This window comes from Lactococcus lactis, assembly GCF_029023865.1.
GTDB lineage: Bacteria > Bacillota > Bacilli > Lactobacillales > Streptococcaceae > Lactococcus > Lactococcus lactis.
Window position 1 is genome coordinate 761,445 of sequence record NZ_CP118969.1, and the last position, 20,095, is coordinate 781,539.

Here is a 20,095-nt window from a genome sequence, read left to right on the forward strand (position 1 = left end):
ACTGACAGAAACCTACTGACAGAAACTTACTGACAAAAAATTCACTGACAAAAATTTACTGACAAAAAATTCACTGACAAAAATTTACTGACAAAAAAACTTTCGCCAAAATCAGCGAAAGTTTTTTACTTTTATCAATTATTCGATTAGAAAATTAATAAGTCATGGTCAGTATGAGTGAAGCTTTCACAACCATTTTCTGTTACGTAAAGACAGTCTTCAATACGCACACCTACTTTACCAGGAATATAAATTCCAGGTTCGTTAGAGAAGCACATTCCTTCTTGAATTACGAGGTCGTTACCGGCAACAATAGATGGATACTCGTGAACGTCCATTCCAATACCATGTCCAAGGCGGTGATTGAAATATTCACCATATCCTGCTTTAGTAATTAAATCACGAGCAACAGCATCAACTTCATGTGCAGTAACACCAGGTTTAATGAAGTCCATAGCAGCTTGTTGAGCTTCCTTAACGATTTTATGTATCTCAGCATCAAAGTCATTAGGTTGACCAATAGCGATTGTACGTGTCGCATCAGAAGCATATCCGCCACTCATCACACCCAAGTCAAAGAGCAAAAGTTTATTTTCTTGAATTTCAACATTTTCAGGTGCACCATGTGGATTAGCAGCGCGAGCTCCTGATAAAACAAGCGTGTCAAATGACATCTGTGGAACACCCATACGTTTCATTTCGTATTCAATTTTTGCAACGATATCAGATTCAGTCACACCATTACGTTCAGCAGCAGTGGCAAAACCAATTTCAAAACACTTGTCAGCAAAATCACCAGCAACTTTCATTTTTTCAATTTCATCTGCTGACTTAATCAAACGCATCCGTTCAATCAAAGGAGTCAAATTTACAAAATTAATATCACCAAATTGTGCTTTCAACCCTTCAGTTTTAGCTAAAGGAATATCTGAAAATTCAACAGCAATTGATTTAACATCTGATTTTACATGATTTTTAACAACTTCCCAAGGGTTTTGAGAATCTTCATATCCGAAAATATCCAGACCACTTGTGTGTTCTTTAGCTTTTTCCACTTCCAAAGCAGGAGTAAATAACATCGGAGTTGAATCTCTAAAAATCATCAGCCCAGCAATTCGTTCATGGGGATCAATTGCTAGCCCTGTTAGATAATTTAGAGTTGTCGGATTAGTGATGAAAGTCATATCGACTTCCTTGTCATTCAGAAAAGCTGAAATACGTTCAATTTTGCTCAAAATGGTTCCTCCAATATTTATGAAAATGAGTTTCTTAAATTCTCATGAAAATAAAAAACACTATATCCCCTATTCTACGCTATTTTTATTAAAAAATCACGTAAAAAAACATAGCTGAAGGTTGAAAAGGTTTACAGTTAATGATATAATTTGTAAATGAAAATGGTTTTCATAAATACTATGAATAAAAAGAAAAGAAAGAGGATAGCCAATTATGGTAGAATCAACAACAACAATTTATGATGTGGCACGTGTCGCCGGAGTGTCAATGGCAACCGTTAGTCGTGTTGTAAATGGAAATGCAAATGTAAAGGAAAAGACGCGCCAGAAGGTCTTAGAAGCTATTGCTGAGCTTGACTATCGTCCTAATGCAGTTGCGCGCGGACTCGCAAGTAAACGTACAACAACAGTTGGTGTTATCTTGCCAACCATCACTTCAACTTACTTCGCAGCGATTACTCGCGGGGTTGATGATATCGCTTCCATGTATAAATACAACATGATTTTAGCTAATAGTGATAATGATGTTGAAAAAGAAGAAAAAGTTTTAGAAACTTTCTTATCAAAACAAGTTGACGGAATCGTCTATATGGGTTCATCTTTAGATGAAAAAATTAGAACTTCCCTCAAAAATTCAAGAACACCTGTCGTTTTAGTTGGAACAATCGATGGAGATAAAGAAATTCCATCTGTTAATATTGATTACCATTTGGCTGCTTATCAATCAACTAAAAAATTGATTGATAGTGGAAATAAAAAAATCGCTTATATCATGGGTTCATTGAAAGACGTTGAAAATACAGAACGTATGGTTGGTTATCAAGAAGCTTTGCTTGAAGCAAATATTGAATTTGATGAAAACCTCGTTTTTGAAGGTAATTATAGCTATGAACAAGGAAAAGCACTTGCTGAACGTTTACTTGAGCGAGGAGCAACTTCTGCAGTAGTATCACATGATACAGTAGCCGTTGGACTCTTGTCTGCAATGATGGATAAAGGAGTGAAAGTTCCTGAAGATTTCGAAATTATCTCAGGTGCAAATTCACCAATTACTCAATATACATATCCAACTTTAACTTCTGTTAACCAACCCCTTTACGATTTGGGAGCAGTAGCAATGCGTCTTTTGACAAAATTAATGCTTAAAGAAGATGTTGAACAAAATCAATTAGTTTTGGATCATGAAATCTTTTCTCGTCGTTCTACCAAATAAAAAATCAAGCCCTTTTGAGGGCTTTTTTTATTTAAAGTAAAAAGTATTTGACATTTGAGAGAAAAGTCGCAATAATAGAGAGATGATAAAAAGAATTTATTCAATAGATTAAATGAATAAATTGTTAAGGAGTTTGATATGCAAGAATTAGATTTAATTATTGTTGGAGCAGGTCCTGTTGGTCTATATGCGGCTTTTTACGCAGGAATGCGCGGTTTATCAGTTGCAATAATTGAATCAGCGCAAGTTCCAGGTGGTCAACCCCAAAATCTTTACCCTGAAAAATTAATCTACGATATTGCTGGCCTACCAGCAGTGACAGGGGCAGATTTGACAAAAAATCTTTTAGAACAACTAGCACAAATCTCTCATCGATTATTTCTTGGGGAGAGCGTTCAAAAAATTGAAAAAGAAGAGGGGATTTTTTCTGTAACTACTGATAAATCAACCAGAAGAGCCAAAGGCGTTTTGTTGACGACTGGTGCCGGCCTTTTGAAACCTCGAAAGTTAGGAATTGATAACGAAGAAACTTTAGCCAATGAAGGAAAAATATCTTACTTTATCACTTCTCTAAAAGAGTTTGAGGGAAAAAATGTTGCGGTTTTTGGTGGAGGAGATTCGGCTTTAGATTGGTCATTAATGCTTGAAAAAGTAGCTAAAAATGTTCATTTGGTTCATAGAAGAACTGCTTTTCGTGGTCATGAAATTACAGTTGACCGAGTGATGAATTCTAATATTCAAGTTCATACGCCTTATACTTTTTCAAATTTGATTGAAAATGAATTAGAATTAAAAAAAATAAAATCAGAAGAAAGCTTGAACTTTTCGATTGATAAAATTTTGGTTAATTATGGTTTTTTAACAAATCAAGTGACTTTAGCTGAAAACTTAGAAGTCAGTCGTAATGGTCGCGTTAAGGCCGATTCAATGATGCAATCCAATATTGAGGGACTTTATGTCGCAGGAGACGCAAGTGATTATCCGGGAAAAATGCCCTTGATGTCCGTTGGTTTTGGTGAAGCAGTCCATGCGATTAATGCCATGACGAAAAAACTTGAATTTGACCACCCACTTAGAGGGGGACATTCTTCATCCATTTTTTAAAATAAAAAGCGTATTCTAAATAGGGGTACGTTTTTTTTATGAAATACGGTATAATAGAGAAAGAAAAATGACTTGAACTTAGCTTCATTAATAAAAATGAGCCAAGTTTTATGAGTGCTTTGTTTAAAAAGCAAAATAAAAGTAAATTGGGAATGTTTGATGATATTAAATTTGATTATTTTAGTAGCCTTGGTTTGGGCTTTCATGGTTGGTTACTCACGAGGCTTGATTTTACAAGTCATCTACAGTTTTGGTACGATTATTGCGGCCTTCATTGCAGCCAGTAATTATAAAGAGTTAGCACAAAAATTGAGTATTTGGGTTCCTTTTTCAAATGCCACAGAAAACTCACATCTCTTACTTTTTAGTGATAAGCTTCTTTTTCAACTCGATGATGCTTTTTATGCGAGCATTTCGTTTTTAGCAATTTTTATTGTCGTTTATGCTATTATCCGTCTTATCGGTTTATTTTTACATTTTGCACTTAGTCCTCTGGGAAGAAATGGAAAAATCATTGCTGGAATTTTAGGATTTGCGGCGACTTATTTTGGTTTACAAATGGTCTTGATGGTCTTGAGTTTGGTTCCTATTGCAGCGGTTCAAAGTCAACTTGATGCTAGTTTTCTAGCTCGTTTTATGGTTTTACATACACCGATTTCATCAGGAATCTTGCAAAACCTTTTTATTGAAAATATTGTCCACATTAATCCTCTAGGATAGTGCTAGGGGAGAAATCTACAGATACAACTTGAAATTTAAATAGAATGAATAAAAAAATTCTCCAAATATTGGAATATGATAAAGTCAAAGAACAGTTCATGAATGCTTTGACGACAGCGCAGGGTCAACAAGAATTAAAAGATTTAAAACCTTTGACAGATAAGGAAAAAATTCAGCTCCTTTTTGGTGAAGTTGCTGATTTTCGCTTATTGACCCAAGAAAATGGCCTATTAAATTTAGGAAAAACAAATGATTTAACAGAAATACTCAGACGTCTAGAGCTTGAAGCCAGTCTTTCAGGCAAGGAATTCGTTGAAATAAAAAAAGTGATTCAATTAGGGATTAATATTCAACGCTTTTTTGATGAAGCTGAAAATGTTGAAACACCTTCACTAGCTATTACTTTGGAAAAATTGGTTGATTTATCAGCATTAGTCAAAAAATTAGAAATTTTTGATAATGCGGGAAGTCTTTATGATAATGCCAGTCTCGAATTGATGCATATCCGTGCTTCAATCAAGAGTCATCAATCAGAAATTCGGAAAATCATGCAGGAAATGCTGACCAAAAATCTCTCATCTTTGAGTGAAAATGTCATCACTATCCGAAATGACCGACAAGTGCTTCCTGTAAAAGCAGAAAACAAAAATAAAATTGCTGGTGTAGTTCATGATATGTCCGCTTCAGGTCAAACGCTTTATATTGAACCAAATGCGGTTGTTTCATTAAATAATAAACTTAATCAAAAGAGAATCGAAGAACGCCAAGAAATCACAAGAATTTATCGTGAGCTTGCTAGTCAATTAAAACCTTATAGCTTTGATATAAGACAAAATGCTTGGCTGATTGGTCATATTGATTTTGTTCGTGCCAAGTATCTTTATTTAGCAGCGAATAAAGCGACACTTCCAGAATTAACAACCGATAAAGATATTACCCTCTTTGCAGCTCGCCATCCTTTGATTGAAGCAAAAATAGTTGTGGCAAATGATATTAAATTTGATGCGGGGCTCAATACGATTGTTATTACGGGTCCTAATACGGGTGGGAAGACCATTACTTTGAAAACAGTTGGTTTGTTGACAATATTGGCTCAATCAGGTCTGCCAATTTTAGCCGCTGATGGCAGTCGAATTCATCTTTTTGATGATATTTTTGCCGATATCGGTGATGAGCAATCCATTGAGCAAAGTTTATCAACTTTCTCAAGTCATATGACTAATATTGTTCATATTTTAGCTCAAGCAGATGAAAATAGTTTGGTCTTGTTTGATGAACTTGGGGCAGGAACTGATCCAAAAGAAGGAGCGGCTCTTGCTATTGCCATACTGGAAAATTTACGTGAACGAAATGTGAAAACCATGGCAAGTACTCATTATCCTGAGTTAAAAGCTTATGGGGTCGAAACGCAACGAGTAATCAATGCAAGTATGGAATTTAACATTGATAAAATGCAACCCACTTATCATTTGCAACTGGGAGTGCCTGGGCGTTCAAATGCCTTGGAGATTTCTAGAAGATTAGGTTTGCCAGAAACCATTATTTCAGTAGCCAGTCAACAAATTTCTGACAGTGAGCATGATGTCAATCAGATGATTGAAAAGTTGGAAGAAAAAACGCGTGAAGTGATTGAAAGTTCAAGAAATATTAAAAAAATTGAACGAGAAAATCAAAGTTTACATAAAGATTTGACGAAAGTCTATAATCAAATTAATCGCGAGCGCGAGTTTGAATTAGAAAAAGCACAAAAAGAAGCTCAAGAAGTAGTTAAAAAAGCGAGTCTTGAAGCGCAAGAAATTTTGAAGAATCTCAATGATAAAGCAGCGTTGAAACCACATGAAATTATTGCTGCTAGAAAAGAACTTGAAGGTTTGGCTCCAACCATTGATTTTTCTAAAAATAAGGTTTTGAAAAAAGCGAAAGCACAAAGAGGACTTAAGCAAGGGGCTGAAGTTAATGTCACTTCTTATGGTCAGCGTGGTAAATTGATTCGTTTAGAAAAAGATGGACGTTGGACGGTTCAAATGGGTTCAATCACGACTCGCTTAAATGAAGATGAATTTGAAGTGATTGAAAGTCCAGAACAAATTCAAGCCAAAACTAAAAATGTCAGCAAGAAGGTGACTTCTAAAGTCAAAGCTCAACTTGATTTACGCGGGATGCGTTATGAAGAAGCAGAACTGGAATTGGATAATTATATTGACCAAGCTCTACTTGCAAATTTGATTCAAATTACGATTGTTCATGGGATTGGAACGGGTGTCATTCGAGAAATGGTACAGAAAAAACTTCAAAAACACCGTCATATTAAATCTTATGAATATGCACCAATTAATGCTGGTGGCTCTGGAGCAACGATTGCTATTTTGAAGTAAAATAATAAATTTCTCAAAATCTATTTTCTTGAAATTTTAAGTGAATTACACTAGAATAGTCTTACTGAAGAAAATTATTTCAATGAAGGAGATAAAATGGAATATAATATTACTGATGCAACGTTTGATGAAGAAACAAAAGAAGGGCTTGTTTTAATTGACTTTTGGGCAACTTGGTGTGGTCCATGTCGCATGCAAGCGCCAATTTTGGAACAACTTTCAGAAGAACTTGACGAATCAGAACTTAAGATTTGCAAAATGGATGTTGATGAAAACCCAGCAACAGCCCAAGGATTTGGCATTATGTCTATCCCAACATTGATGTTCAAAAAAGATGGTGAAGAAGTAAAACGCATTGTTGGTGTTCAAACAAAAGCACAACTTAAAGCCGTTATTGCTGAATTATCATAATAAAAATTACTGACAGAACTTTTTTCTTCTTGAAATAAAGTCTGTCAGTATTTTTTTATATTCAATTCTAGTGAAAAGTTCTGTCAGTAAAAGAGAGTGAAAGCATGGCACATACTGACAAGTCTGTCATTAAAATGAGCGTGACAAAAGGCTTTTAAAATGATATGATTGAAAAAGAAAAATTACAAAGAAAATAGGGATTTGGAAGGTCAAAAAGACTTTTCAAATTTTGAGGAGTTTAATATGTCAAAGAAAAAAGATACTGAACTTGAAATTATTGATACAGCTGACGGAGCTGTCATTAAAAGTGGAAAAAAAACAATCGCCGAAATTAAAGAAAAATCAGGAAATTTTGTCATTGTTTTTTCAGGTAAAGAAATTGCTACAGTGACTTCTTTTGAAGCAGCTCTTGAGGAAGCAATTATGGCTTATAATCTTTCGATTTAAAGATTTATTTGTGATTGATTTGAAATTTCTAAGTTATAACTTGAAATTAATAAGATAATTTGTTAAAATATTTCTTGTCGTCATAAAGCGATCTTGGGGTATAGCCAAGCGGTAAGGCAAGGGACTTTGACTCCCTCATGCGTTGGTTCGAATCCAGCTACCCCAGTAAAAAAACGTAAAAGGAAACGCTGTTTCCTTTTTTCTTTTTGCGAAAATATGCTAGAATAGGGGAAAGCATTTATGAAAATGTAAGGAGAAGTTTATGAGAAAAACAAAAATTGTTGTTCCAATCATGCTGACAGAGTTAGCAGAGCTTGAGAAAGTTTCTGTCAGTGATTATCGAACAGCAGATATTGTTGAATGGCGTGCCGATTTTTTGTCAGCAGATGAAATTTTAGAGATGGCTCCTAAATTCTTTGAAAAATTTAAAGAAAGTAAGATTTTATTTACTTTAAGAACAGTCAGAGAAGGCGGAAATATTCAAGTTTCTGAAAAAAAATATTTACAGATTTTAAAAGAAATTTTGACTTACAATCCCGCATATATCGATGTCGAATTCTTTACGCATGGCCCTTCATTTGCCGCTTTGAAAGATTTTCGGGATAAAATGGTGCTTTCTTATCATAATTTTGATGAAGTTCCGTCCGATTTGACCAAACGGTTGATTAAAATGCACGAAGAAGGAACTGCCTTTGTTAAAGTTGCTGTGATGCCAGAACGTGAATGTGATGTTCTTGATTTATTACAAATCACTCGTGATATGACTTTAGAATACGGTGAACATTTTATCAGCATGGCAATGGGTGACTTAGGACGACTTTCAAGAATTTCTGGCTATTTGACTGGCTCTTGCTGGACTTTTGCAAGTTTAGAAAATTCTAGTGCGCCTGGGCAAATTTCTCTCAAAGAAACAGAGTATATTTTGGATATTTTAGAAAAATAGAGAATGATATAATCAGAGATATTGTTCGGTTATGACAGATAATTTTTTTACTTTTATTAGGACAAGTAGAATGGACCAAAAGCTTTATAAGTGAAAATGTTATAATAGATAATGAAAAAGGACGCTTTGTTCATTAGAAATTAAAAATAGGATTAATTTACTGACAGCTATTCTGTCAGTAAAAAAGGAGAAAAAAGTGGTTATTAGCCGTTACTCACGTCCAGAAATGGCAGAGATTTGGTCAGAAGAAAACAAGTATAAAGCATGGCTTGAAGTCGAAATTCTTGCAGATGAAGCTTGGGCAGAGCTTGGGGAAATCCCAGCAGCAGATGTGAAAAAAATTCGCGAAAATGCAACTTTTAATGTTGAACGTATTCTTGAAATTGAAAAAGAAACACGTCATGATGTGGTAGCTTTCACACGTTCTGTCAGTGAATCATTGGGTGAAGAACGCAAATGGGTTCATTATGGTCTGACATCAACAGATGTCGTTGATACAGCTTATGGTTATCTTTATAAACAAGCTAATGATATTTTGCGCAATGACCTAAAAAACTTTGCAGAAATTGTTAAAAATAAAGCTTTAGAGCATAAATACACAGTAATGATGGGTCGAACTCACGGCGTTCACGCTGAACCAACAACTTTTGGCTTGAAATTAGCCACTTGGTACAGCGAAATGAAACGAAATATTGAACGTTTTGAACATGCTGCGAAAGCTGTTGAAGCTGGGAAAATTTCTGGTGCTGTTGGAACTTTTGCTAATATTCCTCCATTTGTAGAAGCCTATGTTTGTGAAAAATTAGGGACTCGTCCGCAAGAGATTTCAACACAAGTCTTACCACGTGATTTACATGCAGAATACTTCCAAACGTTGGCGCTCATTGCGACATCAATTGAACGCATGGCCACAGAAATCCGTGGATTACAAAAATCTGAACAACGTGAAGTTGAAGAATTCTTTGCTAAAGGTCAAAAAGGCTCGTCAGCAATGCCACACAAACGTAACCCAATTGGTTCTGAAAATATGACAGGTTTAGCCCGCGTCATTCGTGGACATGCAATTACGGCTCTTGAAGATGTTAGTCTTTGGCATGAACGTGACATTTCACACAGTTCTGCTGAACGTATCATTGCACCTGATACAACAGAATTATTGGATTATATGTTGAATCGTTTTGGAAATATCGTTAAAAATTTGACTGTTTTCCCAGAAAATATGAAACGAAATATGGATGCGACTTTTGGCTTGATTTACAGCCAACATGTCATGTTAATGTTGATTGAAAAAGGAATGACGCGTGAAGCAGCTTACGATTTAGTTCAACCTTTGACTGCAAAATCTTGGGATGAACAAGTGATGTTTAGACCATTGCTTGAAGAAAATGAACAAATTCGTCAGTATTTGAATGATGAAGATATTGAAAAAGCTTTTGATTACAATTATCATTTAACAAGAGTCGATGAAATTTTTGACCGTGTCTTTGATTAATAAGAAAGCCTACTAAAAAGTAGGTTTTTTTGTTATTAAAACGAAATATAAAAAGGATTGACAAATTTAATGAAAACGGATACAATTATAAATGTAAATATGAGAACGTTCCCACATGTGAAAGGAGGAAGTAATGACAACAATCAAGCAAGTTGCGCTTGAAGCAGGAGTTTCAAAGTCCACTGTTTCACGTTTTATTGCTCAGAATGGCTATGTAAGTGATGAAGCCAGAGAAAAAATTGAACGAGCAATTAAAAAACTAAATTTCAGACCCAATCTTTCTGCCCAATCTTTAAAAACTAAAAAGAATCAGCTTGTTGGACTATTATTGCCAGATATCTCCAATCCTTTTTTCCCAATGCTAGCCAAAGGAGCAGAGGAATTTTTAAAAGAAAAAGGTTATCGTGTGATGCTCGGAAATATTGGTGAAAAGAATCAATCTGAGCAAGATTATTTGAAAGTTTTGATTCAAAGTAATGCTGCTGGCATCATTTCAACCCATGATTTTAAAGAAGACTTTCCTGATTTGGATATTCCAACTGTAATCGTGGACCGAGTAGGCCATAAAAGTAACTATGGTGTTTTTTCGGACAATGAGTCAGGTGGACGATTAGCAGCAAAAGTGATTGTAACAGCAGGAGCAAAAAAAGTTGCTGTAGTCAGCGGTCCTTTGAATGCCACAAATATCAATAATCGTTTTAAAGCAAGTATTGCTTATTTAAAAGAAAAACAAGTTGATTTTAAAGCTTTTTACAGTCAAAGTTATGATTTTGAAGAAATTCAGAAAGAGGCGAGAGAAGTGCTTGCCAATGAAGAAAACTTTGATAGTATTATTGCACCATCGGATATTCATGCTATGGCTTATATCCACGAAATTCATCGTTTAAATAAGAAAATTCCTGAGGATATTCAAATTATTGGTTATGACGATATTCAAATGAGCCAATTCATTTATCCAGCACTCTCAACCATTCATCAATCTGCTTATCAGATGGGGCTTGAAGCTGCTCAACTTATTTATAAAATCGCGACTGACCAAGCAATTGAGAAGTCTAAAATTGAACTCCCTGTTCATTATGTAGCGCGTGAAACAATTCGACAAAAGAGAAAAGAATGAGGAAAAATTAATGACAAAAGTAAGTGTTATAGGAAGTATTTCAATGGATTTAGTCACAAGGACTAACCGAGTGCCGAATGCTGGAGAAACAGTATTTGGTGAAGATTTCGCTATGGTTCCCGGTGGAAAAGGAGCGAACCAAGCCGTTGCTTTTGCTAGACTTTCTCCTAATGAAGTAAGTATGATTGGAGCAGTAGGCAAGGATGCTTTTGGTGAGAGTATTTTGCAAAACTTCAAAGAAAATGCAGTTCTTTTTGAAAATGTGGGAACGGTACCACAAACAACAGGGATTGCTCAAATTACTCTCTATGATGACGATAATCGTATTATTATTATTCCAGGTGCTAATAATGAAGTTCTACCAAGTTATCTAGCAGACCTTTGGGAGAAAATTAAAGAAAGCCAACTTGTTATTCTACAAAATGAAATTCCACATGAAACAAATCTAGCGATTGCTAAATTCTGTAAAGAAAATGCGATAAAAGTTCTTTATAATCCAGCTCCAGCAAGAAAAACAGATTTGGAAATGATTGATTTTGTTGATTATATCACACCGAATGAACACGAATGTAAGGAACTTTTTCCAAATTTAGCACTTGAAGAAATTCTCAAAAAATATTCAAATCGTCTGATTGTCACCTTAGGAAGTGAAGGAGTCATTTTCCACGATGGAGAGACTCTTCAAAAAATTCCTGCCATAAAAGCTAAAGTTGTAGATACAACTGGTGCAGGAGATACATTCAACGGAGCCTTTGCCTTTGGTTTGACTGAGAACTTATCAATTAGTGATTCTATCAGATTAGCTGTCGTTGCTTCTCATTTATCTATTCAAAAATTTGGCGCACAAGGCGGGATGCCAAAGCTATCAGAAGTTAAAGCAAAATTAAAAGAACTTGAAATTAATCTCTACTAAAAAAGAAAGAGAGTTAAATTTATGAAAAAAGAAGGAATACTTAATAGTGAATTAGCAAAAATTGCTGACGATTTGGGCCATACTGACCAAGTTTGTATTGGAGATTTAGGCTTACCAGTACCATCAGGTGTCAAAAAAATTGATTTAGCCCTGACAAGAGGAAAACCCAGTTTTCAAGAAGTGCTGGACATCTATTTGGAAAATATTTTAGTTGAAAAAGTCTATCTTGCTGAGGAAATAAAAGAAAATAATCCTGAACAGTTAGCGATTTTACTGACAAAATTATCAGCAGATGTTGAAATAGTTTTTGTCAGTCATGAAACCTTAAAATTAATGAATCATGAGGTCAAAGCAGTGGTGAGAACAGGAGAAAATACGCCTTATTCAAATATTATTTTACAATCAGGTGTCGCTTTGTGAAAAAGGAGGAGGTCAATTTTGAAAATAGAAATGAAGAACATTTCTAAATCATTTGGAACGAATAAAGTTCTTAAAGCAATTGATTTAACGATTAATTCAGGAGAAGTTCATGCCTTAATGGGAGAAAATGGGGCTGGAAAATCTACTTTGATGAATATTCTAACTGGTCTATTTCCAGCTTCTGGTGGGGAAATTGAGATTGACAGTGAAAAGAAAATTTTTAAAAATCCTCAGGAAGCAGAAGGATTTGGAATTAGTTTTATTCATCAGGAAATGAATACTTGGCCTGATTTAACAGTCTTAGAGAATCTTTTTTTAGGACGAGAGATAAAAAATAAATTTGGTATTTTAGATACGAAGGCCATGCGAAAAAAAGCAAATTTTGCTTTTGAACAGCTGGGAGTAAAAATTGATTTAGACAAAGAAATTGGTAATTTATCAGTTGGTCAGCAACAAATGGTTGAAATAGCTAAAAGTTTTTTGTCTGATTTAAAAATTTTGATTATGGATGAACCAACAGCAGCATTGACCGAAAGAGAAACAGAAAGATTGTTTTCAGTTATTGCTGGTCTAAAAAATCAAGGGGTTGGAATTATTTATATTTCTCATCGAATGGAAGAAATTTTTAAAATCACAGATTGTGTAACTGTCATGCGTGATGGCCTAGTCATTGATACACAAAAGACGAAAGAAACCAACGTTGATGAATTAGTTAGAAAAATGGTTGGTCGGTCAATTACAGATTACTATCCCCAAAAAAATGCTGAAATTCGAGAAATTGTATTTGAAGCCGACCATTTATCGGCAGAATCTTTTAAAGACATTTCATTTTCAGTTCGTTCAGGTGAAATTCTCGGATTTGCAGGACTCATGGGAGCTGGTAGAACTGAGGTCATGCGAGCAATTTTTGGAATTGATAAGCTAAAATCAGGTACGATAAAAATTAATGGAAAGAGTCTAACTATCAATAACCCGGCACAAGCAATCAAAGAAGGAATTGGCTTTTTAACAGAAGACCGAAAAGATGAAGGACTTGTTCTTGATTTCTCAATAAAAGATAATATTACTCTTCCGAGTACAAAGGATTTTATTCATCATGGCCTCTTTGACGATAAAACAGCAACAACTTTTGTTAAGCAACTCTCTGAGCGTCTTAATGTTAAAGCGACAGATGAAGAACAAATAGTTGGTTCTCTATCTGGAGGAAATCAACAAAAAGTTGTCCTTGCCAAATGGATTGGCATTACGCCAAAAGTTTTAATCTTAGATGAACCAACACGAGGAGTCGACGTGGGAGCCAAGCGTGAAATTTATCAATTAATGAATGAACTTGCTGAACGTGGTGTTCCAATTATTATGATTTCAAGTGATTTACCCGAAATTCTTGGTGTTGCAGACCGAATTGCAGTGATGCATGAAGGAGAAATAGCAGGAATTTTAGCCAAAAATGAAGCAACACAAGAAAATGTGATGCAGCTCGCAACAGGAGGACAATAAGTGTGAAAGCTCTATCTCAAAAATTCAGTTCTTTAACGACAATGATTGCTCTGATTGTTTTGATGATTATCATTACGTGTATCAATCCCAACTTTATGACGGCAAACAATTTGCTAAATTTACTCTTACAAGTCACGGCTAATGGATTTATTGCTTTTGGGATGACCTTCGTAATTCTAACTTCAGGAATTGACCTGTCAGTTGGCGCAATTTTAGCCCTTTCAAGTGCAGTGTCCGCAGGTTTTATAGCCCAAGGAATGCCTTTACCGCTAGCAGTAGTCTGTGCGTTAATCATTGGTGCTTTTCTTGGAGCGATCAATGGTGCACTTATTGCCTATGGGAAATTGGCCCCTTTCATTGTAACTTTAGCTACTCAAATGGTTTACCGCGGAGCAACCCTTGTTTTTACTGATGGTAATCCAATTACTAAACACATGGATGGCTATTTCTTAGCCTATATTGGACAAGGTTATTTACTGGGTATTCCTTTCCCTGTTATTTTAATGATTCTTGTTTTCATTGTTTTATGGATTTTGCTTCATAAAACAGCCTTTGGTAAATCAGTTTATGCTTTGGGTGGTAATGAAAAAGCTGCTTATATTTCAGGAATTAAACTAAATAAAGTAAAAATTGCCATTTACACTTTATCTGGAGCAATGTCCGCAATTTCTGGTTTAATCATCAGTTCTCGTTTGTCATCAGCAACGCCACAAGCAGGTTCTGGATACGAAATGTATGCAATCGCTGCCGTTGTCCTTGGGGGAACCTCTCTAATGGGAGGAAAAGGGCGTATGTTTGGAACAATGATTGGGGTATTAATCATTGGTGTTCTAAATAATGGCTTAAATATAATTGGTGTGTCAGCCTTTTGGCAACAAGTCATCCAAGGATTAGTTATTCTCGTTGCAGTTCTTATCGATGTCATTCGTAGCAAACGGAAATAGGAGAGTTGAACATGAAATTAGTAAAAAAATTAACTTTTGCTTTTGTAGCTACTTTAGCAGTCTCAACTTTGACCGCATGTAGTCTTTATACCGGCATTCCAGGCCGTGATGGAAAAGAAAAAGTAGAAGAGGTAACGCATAAGAAACCAAATGAATTAAATATTGGTGTTTCTATTTCGACAACAAACAATCCTTATTTTGTTTCAATGAACAATGCGATTAAATCAATGGCCAAAGAAAAAAATACAAAATTAACGGTTTCTGATGCCCAAAATGATTCTGCAACACAATTAAATAATGTTCAAAATTTCATCAGCCAAAATGTGGATGCGATTTTAATTAATCCTGTAGATTCTGATGCCATTGTTCCAGCCATTAAAGCAGCCAATAATGCCCATATCCCAGTGATTGCAATGGATAGAGGATCAAATGGTGGAACAGTTTTAACAACCGTTGCCTCTGATAATGTGGCCGCTGGAAAAATGGCAGCTCAAGCCGTTGAAAAATTGGTTGGTAAAAACGTAAAAGTTCTGGAACTTTCTGGAACACCAGGAGCTTCGGCAACAATAGACCGTGGTAAAGGATTTAATAGTGAAGCTAAGACCTTAGGATTAAATATATTATCCAGTCAATCAGCTAATTTTGACAGAACAACTGGTTTAAATACGACTCAAAATATGCTCCAATCTCATAAAGACGTCCAAGCAATCTTTGCGCAAAATGATGAAATGGCACTGGGAGCAGCTAAAGCTGTGCAAGCCACTAGACAAAAAATAGCTATTTTTGGAATTGATGGTGAGTCTGAAACACATGATGCCATAAAAGCAGGGACAATGACCGCAACGATTGCTCAACAACCGGCTAAAATTGGTGAAATGGCTTTGCAAGCTACCTATGATTATTATCAAGGTAAAAAAATTGCACATATGATAAATTCGCCAATCTATCTTGTGGATAAAGATAATGTTGACCAACATCAATGGTAGTATAAAAATATAAATTCTGTCGCTAGGACAGAGTTTTTTTATTTTTAAAAATAAAGATGAATAATGAATAAAAATATAAATTTGTCCAAGTGACATTTTTAAACTTCGCAAAAAGTAAAATTTATAATATAATAGATAGCTGGGGCTCTTTTAGGTTTGTAAAATTAAAAAGAGTTTATCCTCTAAAAAAAGGAGAAAAAATGGGAGAAAATACTGTTCCTCAAAAATCTAGTGATAATGCGGGTTCAATAGTGGCTTTAATGGTGGCCCTATTGGTAGCAATCTTTGCTTTTCAGCTCAATGCTTCAATGCTCTCGCCTGCTTTGGTTACCATGCAGACCCAATTACACACGACAGCTTCGTCTATAGCACTAACACAAACCATCTTTTTTACAGCTGCGGCCTTATTTGCTCTATTTTTGCCTCGTTTGGCGGATTTGATTGGACGAAAAAAAGTTCTAATTGGAATGCTTACTTTGACAATGATTGGTTGTCTTATCTCAGGATTTGCTACAAATGTAGGGATTTTGATGATTGGTCGTATTTTACAAGGTGCTGCTGGCCCTGTGGTTCCGCTTTGTTTAATTATTATGCATGTGAAAGTGCGTGATGAGAAGAGATATGCAAAATTAATGGCCATACTCACTTCAATCAATGGTGGAATTGCTGGGGTTGATGCATTAGCAGGTGGTTGGCTAGTAAGTCATGGTGGATTTCGTTCTGTATTTTTTGTTATGGGAATTACTGCGGCACTTGCTATTCTTTTAGTAAGTTTTGGAACGCAAGAGTCAACTGCAAAAGATACACCAAAAATGGATTGGAGCGGAGTCATTCTTTTAGTAGTGGCAATGGGTGCGCTCTTGAGCGCGGTGAATGCCTTGCAAGGAAGTTTTGGAAATCTTGGACTTCCTAATTGGCTTTTAGCTTCACTCTTGGCTCTTTTAGGTTTGATTTGTTTTGTTGGATTTTGGCAAGTTGAAAAACGAGTGAATCATCCAATGGTTCCTATTCATTATTTGAAACAAAGAAGAACTTGGGGGTTATTAATTACAACTCTCCTAACGATGACTGGTGTCTTTGCAATTATGAATGGTATTATTCCAGCTTTGGGTCAAGATGGTAAGTTTGGTTTGGGACTTGGGGCAGATATGGTTTCTCTTGTTACCCTTACTCCTTATGCGCTTGCTGGCTTATTCTTTGGACCTGTTTCAGGATTCTTGGCTGCTCGCTTTGGCTTTACAAAAGTCCTTCGGGTTGGACTTTTAACGACGATTATCGGTATTGGTTTGGCCGTTGTTGGAGTGCTACAACCTTCAATCTGGCTTTTATTGTTGGTATCTACCTTCATTGGGATTACCTATGCTGGAATAACAAATATTATGTTAAATGGTCTGGGAATCGTGCTTTCACCAGAGGATAATCCAGGTTATCTTCCGGGCTTAAATGCAGGAATGTTTAATTTAGGAGCTGGTATCAGTTTCATTATCTTGTACGCAGTGCCAACGCTTTTACATACCAGTGTTGGTGGAAGTAGTTCTGGTTATATTTCTGGAATTGTCACAGGATTGATTCTTGTTATTATTGCTTTCTTTACTTCATTTTTAATTCCAGATTCTAAAAATGTAAAATAAATGAGTTACTTATAAAAAACTCTGTCGGAATTCCGGCAGAGTTTTTTATTCGGGTAAATTATCAAAGTATTCAGGAAAAGCTTGTAACACTGCCATTTCTTCGTCAAACATCAAGTGCAAATGTTTGGCAGCTGCTGTGACAGCTTGTTCTCCATCATGATTCTCAACAGCGCAAAGTATTTCCTTATGTTGCTCAATCAAGGTATTCCATGGTAAATCAGAAATCGCAAGACGTAACCAACGGAAACGATTGAACTGAATATTAATGGTTTGAAGCCAGTCCCAGACTTGGGCATGATTAGTCATTAAATAAAAAGTTTTATGAAATTCTTCATCGGCATTAAAAAAATTGTGATATTCTGCTTTAGCAGCATATTGTTCTTGAAGTTCAATTGCATCACGCGCTTGGTTGAGTAAAAGATTATTATTCTCTAAAGCCGCGGCTTCGGAAACAATTTTGGCTTCTAAATTTTCTCGAATGAATCGAGCATTGATGGCAGCATCTAAATCAATTTTTGTGACGAAGGTTCCTGATTGAGGGATGCTGTAAATGAGTCCATCACGACGTAAACGAAGAAGTGCCTCTCTGACAGGAGTTCGGCCTAATTGCAAATCAATTTCGATATTTTTTTGTGAAATTTTTTGTCCAGGACGATATTCATTCCTGAGAATTTTGCCTGTAATTTGTTTATAGGCCTGATTCTGTAGATTAAAATTCAATTCATTCATTCTGTAATTATAGAGCAGAGGGGCGGTAAAGTCAAATAATAAAGGTATTCTTTTAAAATAATGTCTTTTTTTTAATATATTCTTGACAACGGTTTCTTAAAAGTGATATACTAGTTTTCGTAGAAGAAAAACTGATATATCACTTTTGAGATTTAAAGGAGAAATCATGGTGAAATTGCTTGATGATTATTTGATAAAGGGTGAGGAATTTAAAAAAGTAAAAATTAAAATTCCTAACTTTAATCAAGACAAAGTTATAGAGTCAACAGCTGATAATCCAGTCTGGGTCCACTTTGGTGGAGGAAATCTTTTTAGATGTTTCCATGCGGTTGTCGCCCAAGACTTACTCAATCAAGGAGAACTCAACTCAGGTCTTATTGTGGCCGAAACTTATGATGATGAGGTAATTGATAAAATCTATCGAGCCTATAATAATCGTTTTCTGTCAGTGACAATGAAAACAGATGGAACTTTTGACAAAGAATTGATTGCGAGTGTTGCTGAAAGTTTTTATTTTAATGCAGAAAATACCGAAGGTTGGGCTCATTTAACAAAAGTCTTTGAAAATCCGTCTTTGCAATTGACAACTTTTTCGATTACAGAAAAAGGTTATTCACTACGGGATTCAAAAGATCTATTGACGCCTTTGGCACTTGAAGATATGCAAGGAAGAAGCAAGCCCAAAACCAATATGGGGGCAGTTACTTATCTCCTTTATGCAAGATTTAAAGCTGGTAAATTTCCGATTGCCATGGTGAGCACAGATAATTTTTCAGAAAATGGTTTGAAATTGCAAGAAGCGATTTTGACCATTGCTAAAGCTTGGGTGGAAAATGAAATCGTAGAACAAGATTTTTATGATTACCTTATCAATCCTAAAAAAGTCAGTTTTCCCTGGTCAATGATTGACCGAATTACACCCAATCCGTCTGAAAAAGTTGCAAAATTACTGACAGCTGATGGTTTTGAGGATACAGAAATTTTACATAGTCAAAAACATACAAATATTGCTCCTTTTGGTAATACGGAAGAAGTTCATTATTTAGTGATTGAAGATACTTTTCCAAATGGCAGGCCGGCATTAGAAAAAGCTGGAGTTATCTTGACTGATCGTGAAACAGTCAATGATGCTGATCAGATGAAAGTTACCGCTTGTTTGAACCCCTTGCATACCGCTTTAGCTATTTTTGGAAGTTTATTAGATTATCATTCAATTTGGGAAGAAGTTGCCAATCCAGATTTGTTAGCACTTATTAAGAATTTGGGGTATGGCGAGGCTTTGCCTGTGGTTAAGAATCCGAAAATTATCAATCCGAAAGATTTTATTGACCAGTTATTGACTAAACGTTTACCAAATAAAAACATTCCAGATACACCACAGAGAATTGCGGCAGATACGTCACAAAAAATTCCTGTTCGCTATGGCGTAACGATTGGACACTATATTGCCAATCCAAGATTTTCTGTTAAAGAATTGGAATTTATTCCATTAGTCATTGCTGCTTGGTGCCGTTATTTAATCGGAATTAATGATGAGTTAGAAAGTTTTTCTCCAAGTCCGGACCCTCTTCTTGAAGAGTTGCAAGCTTTTGTTGCCGAGGTAAAATTAGATGGTAGTCAGCAAGAAATTCATGAAATTCTAAAACCTATCTTATCTAATCACCAAATTTTTCCAAATGAGATGTACCAAACAGGGCTAGCTCAAAAGATTGAAAATTACTTTGAGCAAATGCTTCAAGGCAAAGGAGCAGTGCTTAAGACACTGCAAATCGTCCTAAAAGAACACGGAAAAAAATACTGACAGACTACTTATTTAGAACTGTCAGTAAAAAAATATCTGAAAATTTACTGACAGAATGTTTAATTTTGAGCTGTCAGTAAAAATACTGCTATCAGTTTTCCATTTCTGCCAAATTGT

General features: G+C 35.5%; 18 protein-coding genes and 1 tRNA gene. 17 read left to right on the top strand and 2 right to left on the bottom strand.

All coding sequences use genetic code 11. From position 1 onward, the window contains the following. Positions 1-146: 146 nt before the first annotated feature. Positions 147-1,235 (bottom strand): M24 family metallopeptidase, encoded by a 1,089-nt coding sequence (locus tag PYW37_RS03965; RefSeq protein WP_003129448.1) that lies wholly within the window; start codon positions 1,233-1,235, stop codon positions 147-149. Between the two features lie 214 nt (positions 1,236-1,449). Between PYW37_RS03965 and ccpA the strand changes: the two genes are divergently transcribed. The 16 genes from ccpA (at position 1,450) to uriT (ending at position 17,448) form a co-directional block, all read left to right on the top strand. Continuing rightward, the gene (gene ccpA / locus PYW37_RS03970) at positions 1,450-2,448 is read left to right on the top strand and encodes a catabolite control protein A (RefSeq protein ID WP_003129447.1); all 999 of its coding nucleotides are present in this window, start codon (positions 1,450-1,452) and stop codon (positions 2,446-2,448) included. A gap of 138 nt (positions 2,449-2,586) precedes the next feature. Then, positions 2,587-3,552 carry an NAD(P)/FAD-dependent oxidoreductase gene (locus PYW37_RS03975; protein WP_023189681.1) on the top strand — a complete coding sequence of 322 codons (966 nt, stop codon included), beginning with the start codon at positions 2,587-2,589 and terminating at the stop codon, positions 3,550-3,552. Between the two features lie 159 nt (positions 3,553-3,711). After that, positions 3,712-4,272 (top strand): CvpA family protein, encoded by a 561-nt coding sequence (locus PYW37_RS03980; protein WP_003129445.1) that lies wholly within the window; start codon positions 3,712-3,714, stop codon positions 4,270-4,272. 44 nt (positions 4,273-4,316) lie between these two features. Then, a complete protein-coding gene (locus tag PYW37_RS03985; protein WP_025017026.1) occupies positions 4,317-6,647 on the top strand; it encodes an endonuclease MutS2 in 2,331 nt (776 codons plus the stop codon). Between the two features lie 96 nt (positions 6,648-6,743). Further along, positions 6,744-7,058, top strand: a complete 315-nt coding sequence (gene trxA / locus PYW37_RS03990; protein ID WP_003129442.1) for a thioredoxin — start codon at positions 6,744-6,746, stop codon at positions 7,056-7,058. A gap of 243 nt (positions 7,059-7,301) precedes the next feature. Further along, entirely contained in the window at positions 7,302-7,505 is a 204-nt protein-coding gene (locus tag PYW37_RS03995) for a DUF2969 domain-containing protein (protein ID WP_010906074.1), read from the top strand. Between the two features lie 94 nt (positions 7,506-7,599). Next, a tRNA-Gln gene (locus tag PYW37_RS04000) sits at positions 7,600-7,671 on the top strand. Between the two features lie 96 nt (positions 7,672-7,767). Then, positions 7,768-8,448: a type I 3-dehydroquinate dehydratase gene (gene aroD, locus PYW37_RS04005; RefSeq protein ID WP_025017025.1), complete on the top strand. Its 681-nt coding sequence runs from the start codon at positions 7,768-7,770 to the stop codon at positions 8,446-8,448. A gap of 196 nt (positions 8,449-8,644) precedes the next feature. After that, entirely contained in the window at positions 8,645-9,940 is a 1,296-nt protein-coding gene (gene purB / locus PYW37_RS04010; RefSeq protein WP_023189677.1) for an adenylosuccinate lyase, read from the top strand. Between the two features lie 133 nt (positions 9,941-10,073). After that, the gene (locus PYW37_RS04015) at positions 10,074-11,057 is read left to right on the top strand and encodes a LacI family DNA-binding transcriptional regulator (protein WP_003129438.1); all 984 of its coding nucleotides are present in this window, start codon (positions 10,074-10,076) and stop codon (positions 11,055-11,057) included. Between the two features lie 10 nt (positions 11,058-11,067). Further along, the gene (rbsK, locus tag PYW37_RS04020) at positions 11,068-11,970 is read left to right on the top strand and encodes a ribokinase (RefSeq protein WP_010906072.1); all 903 of its coding nucleotides are present in this window, start codon (positions 11,068-11,070) and stop codon (positions 11,968-11,970) included. 21 nt (positions 11,971-11,991) lie between these two features. Next, entirely contained in the window at positions 11,992-12,390 is a 399-nt protein-coding gene (gene rbsD, locus PYW37_RS04025; protein WP_003129436.1) for a D-ribose pyranase, read from the top strand. 18 nt (positions 12,391-12,408) lie between these two features. Beyond that, positions 12,409-13,887 (top strand): sugar ABC transporter ATP-binding protein, encoded by a 1,479-nt coding sequence (locus PYW37_RS04030; RefSeq protein WP_023189675.1) that lies wholly within the window; start codon positions 12,409-12,411, stop codon positions 13,885-13,887. Between the two features lie 41 nt (positions 13,888-13,928). Further along, positions 13,929-14,831, top strand: a complete 903-nt coding sequence (locus PYW37_RS04035; RefSeq protein ID WP_003129433.1) for an ABC transporter permease — start codon at positions 13,929-13,931, stop codon at positions 14,829-14,831. A gap of 11 nt (positions 14,832-14,842) precedes the next feature. After that, the gene (locus tag PYW37_RS04040) at positions 14,843-15,817 is read left to right on the top strand and encodes a substrate-binding domain-containing protein (RefSeq protein ID WP_025017024.1); all 975 of its coding nucleotides are present in this window, start codon (positions 14,843-14,845) and stop codon (positions 15,815-15,817) included. Positions 15,818-16,017: 200 nt separating this feature from the next. Further along, on the top strand, positions 16,018-17,448 hold the full coding sequence (uriT, locus tag PYW37_RS04045) for a uridine transporter UriT (RefSeq protein WP_025017023.1): 1,431 nt from the start codon (positions 16,018-16,020) through the stop codon (positions 17,446-17,448). A gap of 45 nt (positions 17,449-17,493) precedes the next feature. Here the strand turns inward: uriT and PYW37_RS04050 are convergent, their stop codons facing one another. Next, positions 17,494-18,177: a GntR family transcriptional regulator gene (locus PYW37_RS04050; protein ID WP_023189673.1), complete on the bottom strand. Its 684-nt coding sequence runs from the start codon at positions 18,175-18,177 to the stop codon at positions 17,494-17,496. A 166-nt stretch (positions 18,178-18,343) separates the two neighbouring features. Between PYW37_RS04050 and PYW37_RS04055 the strand changes: the two genes are divergently transcribed. Then, positions 18,344-19,978 (top strand): mannitol dehydrogenase family protein, encoded by a 1,635-nt coding sequence (locus tag PYW37_RS04055; RefSeq protein ID WP_023189672.1) that lies wholly within the window; start codon positions 18,344-18,346, stop codon positions 19,976-19,978. Positions 19,979-20,095: the final 117 nt, after the last annotated feature.